Below are 13,580 nucleotides of genomic sequence, written 5' to 3'. Positions count from 1 at the left end.
GCGCCGGCCTATTCGCGCAGCGCCTGCAGGCGCTGCCGCTGCTGGCCCTGATCATCGAAGTTATCCGCCGCCAGCCAGCGCTGGAACGCCTCGCGGCAACCTGGCCACTCGCTGTCGATGATGGCGAACCAGGCCGTGTCGCGATTGCGCCCCTTGCGCACCATATGCTGGCGAAACAGCCCCTCGCGGGTGAAACCGAAGCGTTCGGCAGCGCGCTGTGAGCGGGCATTGGCGGCATCGCACTTCCACTCCAGGCGCCGATAGCCGAGGTCGTCGAAGGCGTGGCGGGCCAGCAGATAGACCGCTTCGCTCGCTCCCGCCGTGCGCTGTATCGGCGCGCCAAAGGCAATGTGGCCGATCTCGATGCAGCCATCGGCAGCGGTGATGCGCAGGTAGCTGAACAGCCCCAGAGCCTGCTCGCTGGTCAGGTCGATCACGGCATAGAACAGCGGGTCGCGACTGGCGGCGTTAGCGCCGAGCCAGGCATCGAAGCTGGCGCGCTCGGTGAACGGACCGTAGGGCAGGTAGTCCCAGAGCGCCGGGTCAGGCCCCTGCAGGGCGCGCCACAGATCATCGCCGTGACGCGCCACATCGAGCGCCTCGAGGCGTACGAAACGGCCAGACAACATGCGCTGGTCTGGCTCAGGACAGGGTTGCCAGTGAGTGAGGTCGGTGGTCATCAGAAAAGCTTCCTGTACTGGATGAAGCCGGAGCGGTCGCCGATACGGTCGTAGAGCATGCGCCCACGGTAGTTGGTTTCCTGGGTCAGCCAGTGCACACGACTGGCACCGGCTGCACGCGCCTCGGCATAGACATGCTCGATCAGCGCCCGGCCAATGCCGGCGCCGCGAATCTGTTCGGCAACATAGAGATCCTGCAGGTAACAGTAGTCGCCGCGGGTCCAGCAACTGCGGTGGTAGATGAAGTGCACCAGGCCGACCGCCTCGCCATCCTGCCAGGCCAGCGCGGCGTGCATCGGCTCGGCTGCATCGAGAAAACGCTGCCAGGTCAGGGCGCAGGTCTCGGCGTCGACCTCACTCTGGTAGAAGCGCAGATAGGCCTGCCACAGCGGCAGCCAGGCCGCATGGTCGTCGGCGGTTACAGGGCGAATATCGAGCATTGGGCACTCCTTGTGTCTCAGTCGGTTGGGTTCATCTGCTGGGCCAGCTCGCGGTCACTCGCACGGCCCGACTCTGCCAGGCCTGCGCGCACGCCGGCCTGGTCGGCAGCCGAACGATTCTGGCTGAGCTTCCACTTGCCCTCGATGCGGCGGATCGGCAGGGCGAAGCCGACGATGGCGCGCAGCATGGCGTCGATATATTCACGCGGCGCATCGCTGACCGCCCAGGGCTGCGCGCGGCCCTGCTCGTGTCGCTCGCTGAGTCGGCTGACCAGCTGCAGCAGACGCGCGGGCTCGTCGAACACCTCGGCCTGGCCCCAGGCATGCACGGCGATGTAGTTCCAGGTCGGCACCACCTTGCCGTGCTCGGCCTTGGCCGGGTACCAGCCGGGATGCACGTAGCCATCCGCGCCACTGAACACCACCAACGCCTCGCTGCCTGCGGCGAGGTCGCGCCAGTGCAGATTGGCGCGGGCGAAGTGGCCGTAGAGCGTGCCGAACTCGCCTTCGTCTGCCGCCAGCAACAAGGGCAGGTGGCTGGCCTGCAGGCCCTGCTCGCCGGCACTGCTGAGCAGGGCCAGGCCGCTGGCGTGAATCTGCGCATGCAGGGTCGCAAGGTCGTCCTGGCGGAAAACGCTGGGGCAGTACATGGGGCAATCGCCTCTGGTGTGATGAGGCCATACTAGGCAGGATATTGGCCCCCTGTAAGATCCATTAAGTGTCAGTTTCATAGAGCCAATCAGCCAATATGAAGACATCCGTGCCGCTATCGTTCGACCTCTCGGGCATCCAGCTGCAGGCCGGTAAGGGCCTGGCGCGCCAGCTCTACCAGGCATTGCGCGAGCGCATCCTCGATGGGCGCCTGGCCAGCGGCACGCGCCTACCGGCTAGCCGTGAGCTGGCCGCGTTACTGGGTATCTCACGCAACACCGTGACGCGCGCGCTGGACCAACTGTATGCCGAAGGCTACGTGGCCGGACGAGTCGGCGATGGCACCTACGTGGCCGAACTCAAGACGCAGCGCACGGTGCCCACGCAAGCACCCCACGAGATGCCCTCCAGCCCGGCGCTGCAGCGTCTGCACACGCATCATCTGGCGTTGCCGCCGGGCGGCGCGCCGCGCGCCTTTCGTATTGGCGTGCCGGCGTTCGATCTGTTTCCCTTCGACATCTGGGCGCGCCTGCACGCGCGCTTCTGGCGCAAGCCCTCGCTGGCGCGTCTGGGTTACGGCGACCCGGCCGGCGACCTGGAGCTGCGCCAGCTGATCGCCGCCTACCTGCGCAACGGCCGCGGCCTGGACTGCGACCCTCAGCAGATCGTCATCACCTGTGGTTCACAGCAGGCCATCAGCCTCTGTGCCCAGTTGCTGGTGCAGCCGGGTGACCGGGTCGCAGTGGAAAATCCCGGCTACCGCGCAGCTGGCCACGCCTTCGCCCTGGCCGGCGCACAGCTGCAGGGCGTGCCGGTGGATGATGACGGCCTGCAGATCGACGCGCTGCAACGTATCGACGACTGCCGGCTGGTCTACCTGACCCCTTCGCACCAGTACCCCACAGGGGTCACGCTGTCGCTCGGGCGGCGCCTGCAGTTGCTGGAGTGGGCCAAGCGCGAGGACAGCTGGATCATCGAGGACGACTACGACGGCGAGTACCGCTACAGCGGCACGCCGCTGGCACCGCTGGCGGCGCTGGACCGGCAGCAGCGGGTGATCTACGTCGGCACCTTCGGCAAGCTGGCCTTCCCCGCCCTGCGCCTGGGCTACATGGTGCTGCCCACGGCCTTGGCCGAACCATTCGCCCGCTGTCGCGCGCTGGAGATGCGCCACTCCGAGGTCGGCAGCCAGGCGGTGATGGCCGAGTTCATCGCCGCCGGGCACTTTCAGCGCCATGTCCGGCGCATGCGCCAGGCCGCACGGTCGCGGCGCGATGCGCTGCTGCAGGCCTGGCCGCAGAAGGTTGCCGGCTGCGCAGCGCTGCCGCCGGTGAACGCCGGGCTGCACCTGTGCGTACGAGTCGACAGCCTGGCGCGCGAGCGCGAGTTGCTTCACGCGGCGCACGGGGCCGGGGTGGAGATGAATGGCCTGAGCAGCTACTGGCTGGAAAACAGCCAGGAGCCCGAAGATGCCCGCGCCGGGCTGGTGCTGGGCTTCGCTGCCGTGCCCGAGGCGCAGATCGTCGAGGCCGTGGCACGTCTCAGACAGGCCTGGCGGCTGTAGAGAACGCGGCCAACGACCACTGTTCCGCAGGATTTATTCACGATCAGGAGTTGCAGCGCTATTCGTGCGTATCGCGGCTGCAGCCCCTGCCACAAAATGCGCAGGCAAAAAAAGGGATGGCCTAGGCCATCCCGAGTGGTGAGGCTGGTGAAGGCCTCCTATGAAACAGGTCGATCAGGCACTGGCGAGCGGTACCAGGCGCGGAGCGATCATGTTCTCGGGACGCAGGATGTCGGCCAGGGTGGCCTCGTCCAGCAGTTGCTCCTCGCGCACCAGTTCCAGCACACCGCGGCCGCTTTCCAGCGCGACCTTGGCGATACGGGTGGCATTCTCGTAGCCGATGTAGGGGTTGAGCGCGGTGATCAGGCCGATGGAGTTCTCCATCAGTGCGCGGCAATGTGCCTCGTTGGCGGTGATGCCGTCGATGCACAGCTCACGCAGCATATCCATGGCGCGGGTCAGCAGGCGGATCGAGTCGAAGATCTTGTAGGCGATCAGCGGCTCCATGACGTTCAGCTGCAGTTGGCCGCCTTCGGCCGCCATGGTCAGCGCCAGATCGTTGCCGATCACTTCGAAGGCCACCTGGTTGACCGCCTCCGGGATGACCGGGTTGACCTTGCCCGGCATGATCGAGCTACCCGGCTGACGCGGCGGCAGGTTGATCTCGTTGATGCCGGTACGCGGGCCGCTGGAGAGCAGGCGCAGGTCGTTGCAGATCTTCGACAGCTTCACCGCGGTGCGCTTGAGCATGCCGGAGAACAGCACGAAGGCGCCCATGTCGCTGGTGGCCTCGATCAGGTCGGCCGCCGGCTTGACCGGGTGACCGCTGATCACACCCAGACGCTTGACCGCCAGGGCCTGGTATTTCGGGTCGGCATTGATGCCGGTACCAATCGCCGTACCACCCAGGTTGACCTCGGTGAGCAGGGTCGGCGCCAGCAGTTTCAGGTGCTGCAGGTCTTCACCGAGGGTGGTGGCGAAGGCATGGAATTCCTGGCCGAGGGTCATCGGCACCGCGTCCTGCAGCTGGGTGCGGCCCATCTTCAGCACGTGGCCGAACTCCAGGCCCTTGGCCGCGAACGACTGGATCAGCTTGTCCAGCGCGCCGAGCAGGCTGTCATGGCCGAGCAGCAGGCCGAGGCGAATGGCGGTCGGGTAGGCGTCGTTGGTCGACTGCGCCATGTTCACGTCGTTGTTCGGGTGCAGGTACTGGTACTCGCCCTTCTCATGGCCCATGGCTTCCAGGGCGATGTTGGCGATCACCTCGTTGGCATTCATGTTGGTCGAGGTGCCGGCACCGCCCTGAATCATGTCGACCACGAACTGCTCGTGGAACTCGCCCTGGATGATGCGCGCACAGGCGGTGCTGATCGCCGTGTGTTTGGCGGCACTCAGGTGGCCCAGTTCGCGGTTGGCGTCAGCCGAGGCCTGCTTGACCATGGCCAGGCCGATCACCAGCTTCGGGTAGTGCGACAGCGGCACACCGGACAGGCGGAAGTTCTGCACGGCGCGCAGGGTCTGGATGCCGTAATAGGCATCAGCGGAAACTTCGAGGGTGCCAAGCAGGTCTTTTTCGACGCGAACAGATGCAGCAGAAGACATGATAGAGATAACTCTCGGGGAAGTACGGCGAGCGCCGCGATGCCCATAGAATATGGCCTCATGCCGACTCGCGACCAATGCCGTTGCTTGCTGCCCCATGCACAATCGGCATAATGTGGATGTGACTGCGAGATAGCGACAAACGTAGGGTGGGTTAGCCGCATGCCGCCATTGCCGAAAATCACCTCGCACGAAACGCGGCATAACCCACCCTCGGCGTAACGTCGTCGTTCCGACGTTTTCTGTGGGAGCCGCGCCCCGCGGCGAATACCTACGACCAGACAACTGAAAAGCTTCGCCCCGGGGCGGGGCTCCTACACGGGCGCAAACCGGATCACGACGCGGAGCCTGCAATGAACCTGGAAACCAAATGGCTGGACGACTTCATCACCCTCGCCGCCACCCGCAGCTTCTCCCAGGCTGCCGAGAAGCGCTTTGTCACCCAGCCCGCTTTCAGCCGACGCATCCGCAGCCTGGAAGCCATGCTCGGCCTGACCCTGGTCGATCGTTCCTGCACCCCCATCGAGCTGACCGAGTCGGGTCGCCTGTTTCTGGTCACTGCGCGCAGCCTGGTGGAACAGCTCGGCGAGGTGGTGCGCCATCTGCACAACCTGGAAGGACAGCGTGGTGAGGTGCTGTCGATCGCGGCAGCCCATTCGCTGACTCTGGGCTTCTTCCCCGAATGGATCGCCCGACTGCGCCGCGAGGGCCTGCCGCTGAGCACCCGGCTAGTGGCGACCAATGTCGGCGAGGCCGTGCACTCGCTGCGCGAAGGCGCCTGCGATTTGATCCTCGCCTATTACGACCCCGACGCCGCCCTGCAGATGGACCCGGCGATCTTCCCCTCACTGCACCTCGGCGCCACCTCGATGCTGCCGGTGTGCGCGGTGAACGAGGCAGGCGCGCCGCTGTTCGACCTCGACGCCGGGCAGAGCGTGCCACTGCTGGCCTACAGCGCCGGCGCCTTCCTCGGCCGCTCGGTCAACCTGCTGCTGCGCCAGCGCGCCCTGCGCTCGACCACGGTGTACGAAACCGCCATGGCCGACAGCCTAAAAAGCATGGCCCTGCAGGGCATGGGCGTGGCCTGGGTGCCGCGCCTGTCGGTCACGGCCGAACTGGCGCGCGGCGAGCTGGCCATCTGCGGCGGCGAACACTGGCAGATTCCCCTGGAAATTCGCCTGTACCGCTGCGCGCTGGTGCGCAAGGCAGCGGTACGCTTGCTGTGGCGCAAGCTGGAGACGGGGGAAGTGGGAGGCTGAGGCTGGCGTGAGCGCCACGCCACCGGCAACGCGCCGCAACCTGATGCTAGGACTGACCGACCACGACCTCACTGATCTGCATGATGGGCGTCAGGTCGGTGTAGTTGGCGATATCCGCGAGAATCTCCTGCGCATGAGGCGCGAATGCGGCCTGAAAGGCTTCCACGGAGTCGGCATAGACATGACACATGCCGACGTAGGCGGGCGGCTCATCGGGCGAGCCACCGGCCAGCCCCTTGTCGACGGTGTAGAACAAGCAGGCATCGCCCATTCTCGCTTTCACCAGCGGCATGTGCGTGTCGCGGTAGTAGGCGTGGTCGAAACGCGCGCCTGGCTTGCTGGGATACATCACACTGACCTTGATCATCTATCTCTCCTGAGTGCCTGCGTAACGCCTCGGCTGCATCGGCCTGGCGCGCAAGGAAAGATAGCTGAAGCAGAAGGTGGCAGACTGCTGCATCGGCCATATCAGCCAGATGAATTTCCTGCTCGAGCCATTCCAACCGATATCCACATGCCCGATACGCGAGAGACGATGATGGCACCTGCAAAACCCGGCCTCCGGCTTATAGCGGTAATAGAAGCCCTCAAAGGCCTCATCTCACTTGTGGTCGCGCTGGGCCTGCATGAACTGGCCGGGCGCAACCTGCAGCAAATGGCGGAAACGCTGGTCAGCCATGCGCATCTGAACCCGGCCAGCCACCTGCCCGGCATCTTCCTGCATGCGGTGAATTCGCTGCCCGATATCGATCTCTCGCTATTGACGGTCGGCGCGCTCGCTTACGCGGCGATTCGCCTGGTCGAAGCCTATGGGCTGTGGAAAGGGCTGGTCTGGACGGAGTGGTTCGCCCTGGCCAGCGGGGCGATCTACCTGCCATTCGAGGTCTATGAGATGGTCGTCCACACCAGCCTGCTGAGCGCTGCCGTATTCGTGCTCAATGTCATCGTGGTTGGCTATATGGCGCGCGTGCTGTTGATGCAGAAGGGGCAGGCAACGCACTAGGCGTTTCGCATCCTGAGCAGAGCCACCCGGCGCCAGTCGCGGCTGGGCGCACTGCGCTTCAGCCGCGAGCTTTCTATCACTTACCCGACTTTATCGACGTCCAGGCGCGGGTGCGCACGCGCTCGACCTTCTGCGGCAGTGGCTGCACCACGTACAGCGATTTCTGCATCTCGGCGGTCGGTGTCAGGTCCTGGTCGGCAGCGATTTCCTCGCTCACCAGTTTCATGCCCGGCACGTTGGGGTTGGGGTAGCCGAGGAAGTCGCTGATCGGCGCAATCACCTTCGGGTCGAGCAGGTGATTGATGAAGGCATGCGCCTCGTCGACGTTCTGTGCGCTCTTGGGAATGGCCCAGGTATCGAACCAGATCGGCGCGCCTTCCTTGGGCAGACGCCAGTTGATCTTCACGCCGTTGCCGGCCTCCTTGGCGCGGTTGGCGAACTGGTAGAAGCTGCCGGAGTAGCCGATGGCCACGCAGATGTCGCCGTTGGCGATGTCGGTCATGTACTTGGCCGAATGGAAATAGGCCACGTACGGGCGCACCTTGAGCAGCAGCTCGGTGACCTTGTCGTAGTCGGCGGGATTGGCGCTGTTCGGGTCCAGGCCCAGGTAGTGCAGGGCGATGGGGATGATCTCGCTGGGCGAGTCGAGCATGGCGACGCCGCAGGACTTGAGCTTTTCCATGTTCTCGGGCTTGAACACCAGGTCCCAGCTGTTGACCGGTGCGTCGTCACCGAGGGCGGCCTTGACCTTGTCCGGGTTGTAGCCGATCAACACGGTGCCATACATGTAGGGCACGCCGTACTGATTCCCCGGATCGTTCTTCTCCAGCAGCTTGAGTAGCACCGGGTCGAGGTTCTTCCAGTTGGGCAACTTGGACTTGTCCAGCGGGGCGAATACGCCAGCCTTGATCTGGGTCTCGAGGAACTGGTTGGACGGGATCACCAGGTCATAGCCGGAGTTGCCGGTGAGCAGCTTGGCTTCCAGCGCCTCGTTGGTCTCGAAGGTGTCCCAGGTCAGCTGAATACCGGACTGTTCCTGAAAGTCCTTGGGTACGGACGGCAGGATGTAGTCCGCCCAGTTGTATACGCGCAGCTCCTTGGCCTGCACCGCGCCGCTGAGCAAGGTGGCGCCGCACAGGGCGGCGCCGAGCATCTGTTTGATGGCTTTCATCGTTTCTCACCCCTGAAGTGTCGTTGGTCTTGTTTGGCAGATGAAAGGAGAGCGGATTACGCGCCTTCGAAGCCTTCCAGCACGTTGACCGCGTTGACGCCGATGGCCTCTACCGCGTAGCCGCCCTCCATGATGAACAGCGTCGGCAGGCCAAGTGCAGCGATGCGCCGGCCCATGGCCAGGTAGTCCGGGCTGTCGAGCTTGAACTGCGAGATCGGGTCTTCCATGTAGGTGTCCACGCCGAGCGATATCACCAGCACCTCGGGGCCGTATTCGGCGATGCGCAGACAGGCCTGTTCCAGCGCCGCACTCCAGGCATCCCAGGAGCTGCCCATGGCCAGCGGATAGTTGAAGTTGCAGCCTGCGCCGTCGCCCTCACCCAGCTCGTCGGCGTAACCGAGGAAGAAGGGAAACTCCTCGGCGGGGTCGCCATGGATCGAGGTGAACAGCACGTCGCTGCGGCGGTAGAAGATGTCCTGCGTGCCGTTGCCGTGGTGGTAATCGACATCGAGGATGGCCACCTTCTTGCGGCCCTGGTCGAGGAAAGCCTGGGAAGCGATGGCGGCATTGTTCAGGTAGCAGTAGCCGCCCATCAGGTCGCCGGCGGCATGGTGGCCTGGAGGACGACACAGGGCGAAGGCACTTTGCGCACCAGCGGCGATCTCGGCCTGAGCGCTGAGCGCCACCTGCGCAGCACTGTAGGCGGCCTGCCAGGTACCGGCAGTGATTGGCGCACCGCCGTCGAAACTGTAGTAGCCGAGCTGGCCATGCAAGTCAGTGGGAATCATCGCGCGCAGAGTACGGGCCGGCCAGGTGAACGGCAGCAGATCGCCCTTGCCGCCCTGATCCTGCCAGCGCGCCCAGGCCCCCTGGAAGAAATCGAGATAGGCCTTGCTGTGAATACGCTCGATGGGCGCCAGGCCGAAGTCCTTCGGCGCCCTCACTTCACCGAGTTGGCGCTGTTTGACGCGGGCAAGAATGTGATCGGCGCGCTGCGGTTTTTCGAAACAGGGCATCAGTTGCCCGTCGATCAACTCGCACTTGCCGTGGTGCAGGTGATGGTCGTCGCTGTAGTAAGTGAGCATGCCAAGCGCTCCAGGCCTCGTTGTTGTGCCTGCATTGTTCGCTCGCTCACGACGGTTCGAGAACGCTGACAACGGCCAAAAGGGGATCGAAATGGCCAAGTTCATGAGCGACGCAATCCAGTGGGAGGCGCTTCAGCGGCGAGGCTCTTACACACACAGGGCACGGTGAATTGCGGCTAAAGCCGTTCCCACGGAGGCTGGCTACGCGCGGAAACGACTCGGCGGCACGCCGCTCCAGCGCTGAAAGGCATGGCGGAAGCTGGCGGTTTCACTGAAGCCAAGTTCCTCGGCGATGCGATACACAGGCCACTGCTGCTCGCCTAGCAGCGCCTTGGCGCGCTCGAAGCGCAGCTCGTCGAGCAGCCCCTGGTAACTGGTGCCCAGCTCCTGCAAATGGCGGCGCAGGGTGCGCGGCGAGCAGTACATCTGCTGCGCCAGGTTCTCCAGGCCCGGTGGTTCTGCCAGTTGCGCAGCGAGCAGCTGGCGCACCCGTTCCAGCCAGGCCTGACGGCTGCTGAATTCGGCGTTCAGACGACGGCAGCGCTCGACCATGTCGCCGTGGGTAACGCTGTCCGCCAGCGGCAGGCGCCGTTCCAGCAACGCGGCGGGGAAGGCGAAGGCATTGCGCTGCGCACCGAAACGCAGGGCGCAGGGGAAGCTGCTCGCATAGCGTTTCACGTACCGGGGCCGGGCGTAGGTGAACTCCGCCGCCTCCAGTGGCAGCGGTTGTTGCAACAGCTCGTCGCCGATCAGCTTCAGCGACGCCAGGCACATCTCGACATTGAACAGCTCCAGCGCTTCGACGTCGCGATAGCCACTGGCGCAGATCCAGGCCAGTTCACCTTCCACCTGCATGTCGAGGCGAAAATAGGTGCCAAGCAGCGCCGGGTACTGCAGCAACAGCCGCCAGGCGTCACCAAAGGTGGCAGCCGAGAGCGCGGCGTAACCAAGCAGCCCATAGGAAGACACATGCAGACTGCGCCCCAGCTCGAGCCCCATGTCAGCGCGCAGGGTGAGGGCATTGGCACACACCTGGAGCTCCTGCACCCGGGTGATGCGTGCGTCCGGACAGTCCAGATCCGCCGCACCGATACCGCTCCCGGCCAGCAGCTGCGGGCGCAACTCGGGCGCCTCGGCGAAGCGTTGCAGGATCAGGGAAACCACGTGCAAGGTTGTGAGCGGGGCGTGCAGCATGATGCGTTCCGTATGCGCTGATGCCCTAGGGAACGCAAGAAACATGCCGCGGTTTGCGGGCCAAAGCCCGCAAACAGTGCTTAGCGATTACGCAGAATGGCGTTGATGAAGTCGCCCTGATTGGGCTCTTGCGGATGGGTGATGAACTGCAACCGGCCGTCGCTCTCGCGCAGTTTCATACGCTCGCCGAATTGGCAGTCGACCCCCTTGAGGGTTTTGGCCTCGGCTTTGTAATGGTCATCCTTGCCACACAGATAGGCCATCTGGCTGACCACCTCTGCGCAGAAACTCGGCACGCTGAGGCTCATCAGTTGCTCGTCTGCCATGTCTTTCCAGTCGACGCGGGTGCTCAACTGCGTACCACAGGCCTGCGAGGCCTCCGCGTCCGCTGCCTGCAGGCGCGCACTGTAGTCGGCCACGCGTTTCTCGCGGTCGAAGGCGGCCAGCTTGGCCTGCACGCCATCCTTCTCCTGCTGCTGATAGAGCGCGAGCAACTCGCCTGGCTGCAATGCCTTGCTCCTGTCTTCGTCGTAGCCGAGCTCGAAGCCCTGAGTATCTGGCAGGTTGAGCTGGAAGCTCTCACCACTCCAGGCACGGCGCTTGTTCAGCAGGTTGTAATCTCGGCCATCCAGGCGAACGGTGAAGTCGCGCTGCTCGTTGCCCAGCTCGCGCACCTCGGTGAGAAAAACCACTTCGTCGAGCGGATGGTTGATACCGCGCACCTGCACCAGGGCCTGCTTGCCGTCAGCCGAAGGAGCGAGTGCCAGGCTGACGCCCTGGCCAGCGTCGAACACCTGCGGATGCTTGGCCAGTTCGAGGGCGGACACCTGCAGGGAGAGAAGGGAAAGGGCAAAGCACGACAGATAGCGATTCATGCGGCACGTCCTTGTACGGGAATGAAGGCTGTGCAGTATAGCCAGCGACAGGCTGGCAATCTGTGCGCTTGTCCTCGCACGCGCTGTAGGAAAATCGCCAGCCCGCGACTGGCGACCCTCCCTACCGACTCAGAACTCCAGCACTATCCGCCCTTCGATCTGGCCACCACGCATCTGATCGAAGATGCCGTTGATGTTGTCCAGCTTGTCACTGTGCACCGTAGCCTTGACCAGGCCCTCATCAGCAAAGTCCAACGCCTCTTGCAGGTCCGCACGGGTGCCGACGATGGAGCCGGTGATGTGGATGGCCTTGAGCACCACATCGAAGATCGGCGTCGGAAAATCACCCGGCGGCAAACCGACCAGGGCCACCGTGCCGCGCCGACGTGCCATGCCGATGGCCTGGCCGAAGGCAGCATTGGATACGGCCGTGACCAGTACGCCGTGGGCACCGCCGATATCACGCTGCACCACCTCGGCCGGGTTCTCCTTGCGCGCGTTGATGGTCAGGCTGGCGCCGAGCTTGCGCGCCAGCTCCAGCTTGGCGTCATCGACGTCCACGGCAATCACGTGCAGGCCCATGGCGCGGGCGTACTGCACGGCAACGTGGCCAAGACCACCGATCCCCGAGATCGCCACCCACTGACCGGGGCGTGCTCCGGTTTCCTTGAGGCCCTTGTACACCGTCACGCCGGCGCAGAGGATCGGCGCGATCTCCAGGAAATTGACATTCTTGGGCAGGATGCCGACGTAATTGGGGTCGGCCAGCACATACTCGGCGTAACCGCCATTGATCGAGTACCCGGTGTTCTGCTGACTCTCGCAAAGGGTTTCCCACCCGGTCATGCAGTGTTCGCAGCAACCGCAGGCGGTATACAGCCAGGGCACCCCGACGCGGTCGCCTTCCTTGACGCGGGTCACCCCACTGCCAACCGCCGCTACATAGCCGACGCCTTCGTGGCCGGGGATGAACGGCAGGCTCGGTTTCACCGGCCAGTCGCCTTCAGCTGCGTGCAAGTCGGTGTGGCACACACCCGACGCCTCGATTTTCACCAGGATCTGCCCCGGTCCGGGCAGTGGTGTTTTCACCTCCTCGATGCGCAATGGTTCGCCGAAGGCGTGGACGACTGCGGCTTTCATGGTCTGGTTCATACGCTGTTCCTCTTCCATGCGAGTGTTCGCCCAGTCTGCGCGCGTGACGCATGCAGGCATTGCTCCAGAGCAAGGTTTGGACGGTTTTCCCCAGCAACGGCGGCTGGCATGACAAACGGTCATGGCCAGTGCCCGCCCGCCGCGGCTTTGCGTTATACTTCGCGGCCTTCGGCCGGCAGCGCCCGGCCAACCGAACATTCACAAGCCACGCTGGCTCGCCTGCGTGGCTTGTTGGTTTTTGACGCGCCCTGCAGGGCAAATTTTTGACGCGCCGCGAGGCGCCAGAGATAAGAGGCACGACGATGAGCGCACTGGTTGGCGTGATCATGGGCTCCAAGTCCGATTGGTCCACCCTTAGCCACACCGCCGAGATGCTGGACAAGCTGGGCATTCCCCACGAGGTCAAGGTGGTCTCCGCCCACCGCACCCCGGACCTGCTGTTCCAGTACGCCGAAGAAGCCGAAGCACGTGGCATCCAGGTGATCATCGCCGGAGCCGGCGGCGCCGCCCACCTGCCGGGCATGTGCGCGGCCAAGACCCACCTGCCGGTACTCGGCGTGCCGGTGCAGTCGTCGATGCTCTCGGGCGTCGACTCGCTGCTGTCGATCGTGCAGATGCCAGCCGGCGTTCCGGTCGCCACTCTGGCCATCGGCAAGGCCGGTGCAGTCAACGCGGCGCTGCTGGCGGCCAGCATCCTCGGTCATCAGCACCCGCAGTTCCATGCGGCACTCAAACAGTTCCGTCAGGAGCAGACCGATACCGTGCTGAGCAACCCGGACCCGCGCGAGGCCTGAAGCCCATTCCATCAGGGGCTGCGACACGGCGCATTTGCACGCTGTGCGCTGCTCGGAATGCTCATTTACCGGCGTAAACTCCGCTTCCTGCGCTGCGGGCAGCGTTCAAC

General features: G+C 64.4%; 14 protein-coding genes. 4 read left to right on the top strand and 10 right to left on the bottom strand.

What is annotated here, in order from left to right:
* Positions 1–8: 8 nt before the first annotated feature.
* From ACJRW5_RS16165 to ACJRW5_RS16155, 3 genes are read right to left on the bottom strand one after another with little or no spacing between them, the layout of a single operon-like run.
* Entirely contained in the window at positions 9–680 is a 672-nt protein-coding gene (locus tag ACJRW5_RS16165; protein WP_484571521.1) for a GNAT family N-acetyltransferase, read from the bottom strand.
* Positions 680–1,120, bottom strand: a complete 441-nt coding sequence (locus ACJRW5_RS16160; RefSeq protein ID WP_484571520.1) for an N-acetyltransferase family protein — start codon at positions 1,118–1,120, stop codon at positions 680–682. The genes ACJRW5_RS16165 and ACJRW5_RS16160 overlap by 1 nt, the downstream gene beginning before the upstream one ends.
* 17 nt (positions 1,121–1,137) lie before the next feature.
* Entirely contained in the window at positions 1,138–1,770 is a 633-nt protein-coding gene (locus ACJRW5_RS16155) for an FMN-binding negative transcriptional regulator (RefSeq protein ID WP_484571519.1), read from the bottom strand.
* Positions 1,771–1,868: 98 nt separating this feature from the next.
* Between ACJRW5_RS16155 and pdxR the strand changes: the two genes are divergently transcribed.
* Complete coding sequence (gene pdxR / locus ACJRW5_RS16150) at positions 1,869–3,335, top strand: MocR-like pyridoxine biosynthesis transcription factor PdxR (protein WP_484571518.1); 1,467 nt, start codon at positions 1,869–1,871, stop codon at positions 3,333–3,335.
* A gap of 174 nt (positions 3,336–3,509) precedes the next feature.
* Here the strand turns inward: pdxR and ACJRW5_RS16145 are convergent, their stop codons facing one another.
* Positions 3,510–4,937 carry an aspartate ammonia-lyase gene (locus ACJRW5_RS16145; protein ID WP_484571517.1) on the bottom strand — a complete coding sequence of 476 codons (1,428 nt, stop codon included), beginning with the start codon at positions 4,935–4,937 and terminating at the stop codon, positions 3,510–3,512.
* Positions 4,938–5,290: 353 nt separating this feature from the next.
* On the opposite strand from ACJRW5_RS16145, the gene ACJRW5_RS16140 reads away from it, so the two are divergent.
* On the top strand, positions 5,291–6,196 hold the full coding sequence (locus ACJRW5_RS16140) for a LysR substrate-binding domain-containing protein (protein WP_484571516.1): 906 nt from the start codon (positions 5,291–5,293) through the stop codon (positions 6,194–6,196).
* Between the two features lie 46 nt (positions 6,197–6,242).
* On the opposite strand, the gene ACJRW5_RS16135 is transcribed toward ACJRW5_RS16140, so the two are convergent.
* Positions 6,243–6,563, bottom strand: a complete 321-nt coding sequence (locus ACJRW5_RS16135; RefSeq protein WP_484571515.1) for an EthD family reductase — start codon at positions 6,561–6,563, stop codon at positions 6,243–6,245.
* A 168-nt stretch (positions 6,564–6,731) separates the two neighbouring features.
* On the opposite strand from ACJRW5_RS16135, the gene ACJRW5_RS16130 reads away from it, so the two are divergent.
* Positions 6,732–7,199, top strand: a complete 468-nt coding sequence (locus ACJRW5_RS16130; RefSeq protein ID WP_484571514.1) for a DUF2127 domain-containing protein — start codon at positions 6,732–6,734, stop codon at positions 7,197–7,199.
* Between the two features lie 76 nt (positions 7,200–7,275).
* Here ACJRW5_RS16130 and ACJRW5_RS16125 read toward each other — a convergent pair whose 3' ends face one another.
* The 5 genes from ACJRW5_RS16125 to adhP all read right to left on the bottom strand — a co-directional run bounded on the left by ACJRW5_RS16125 (position 7,276) and on the right by adhP (position 12,676).
* Positions 7,276–8,370 carry a polyamine ABC transporter substrate-binding protein gene (locus tag ACJRW5_RS16125; protein WP_484571513.1) on the bottom strand — a complete coding sequence of 365 codons (1,095 nt, stop codon included), beginning with the start codon at positions 8,368–8,370 and terminating at the stop codon, positions 7,276–7,278.
* 56 nt (positions 8,371–8,426) lie between these two features.
* Complete coding sequence (locus ACJRW5_RS16120) at positions 8,427–9,455, bottom strand: histone deacetylase family protein (protein ID WP_484571512.1); 1,029 nt, start codon at positions 9,453–9,455, stop codon at positions 8,427–8,429.
* 201 nt (positions 9,456–9,656) lie between these two features.
* Positions 9,657–10,649: an AraC family transcriptional regulator gene (locus tag ACJRW5_RS16115; protein WP_484571511.1), complete on the bottom strand. Its 993-nt coding sequence runs from the start codon at positions 10,647–10,649 to the stop codon at positions 9,657–9,659.
* Positions 10,650–10,729: 80 nt separating this feature from the next.
* Positions 10,730–11,524 carry a hypothetical protein gene (locus tag ACJRW5_RS16110; RefSeq protein WP_484571510.1) on the bottom strand — a complete coding sequence of 265 codons (795 nt, stop codon included), beginning with the start codon at positions 11,522–11,524 and terminating at the stop codon, positions 10,730–10,732.
* 129 nt (positions 11,525–11,653) lie between these two features.
* Complete coding sequence (gene adhP / locus ACJRW5_RS16105; protein WP_484571509.1) at positions 11,654–12,676, bottom strand: alcohol dehydrogenase AdhP; 1,023 nt, start codon at positions 12,674–12,676, stop codon at positions 11,654–11,656.
* A gap of 302 nt (positions 12,677–12,978) precedes the next feature.
* On the opposite strand from adhP, the gene purE reads away from it, so the two are divergent.
* Positions 12,979–13,470: a 5-(carboxyamino)imidazole ribonucleotide mutase gene (purE, locus tag ACJRW5_RS16100; protein ID WP_061238918.1), complete on the top strand. Its 492-nt coding sequence runs from the start codon at positions 12,979–12,981 to the stop codon at positions 13,468–13,470.
* The last annotated feature ends 110 nt before the right edge of the window (positions 13,471–13,580 follow it).

Origin of the sequence: Pseudomonas pichavaramensis (assembly GCF_050473265.1) — a bacterium.
GTDB lineage: Bacteria > Pseudomonadota > Gammaproteobacteria > Pseudomonadales > Pseudomonadaceae > Aquipseudomonas.
The sequence above is the reverse complement of the archived record's forward strand: the minus strand, read 5'-3'. Positions and strand labels throughout refer to the sequence as shown.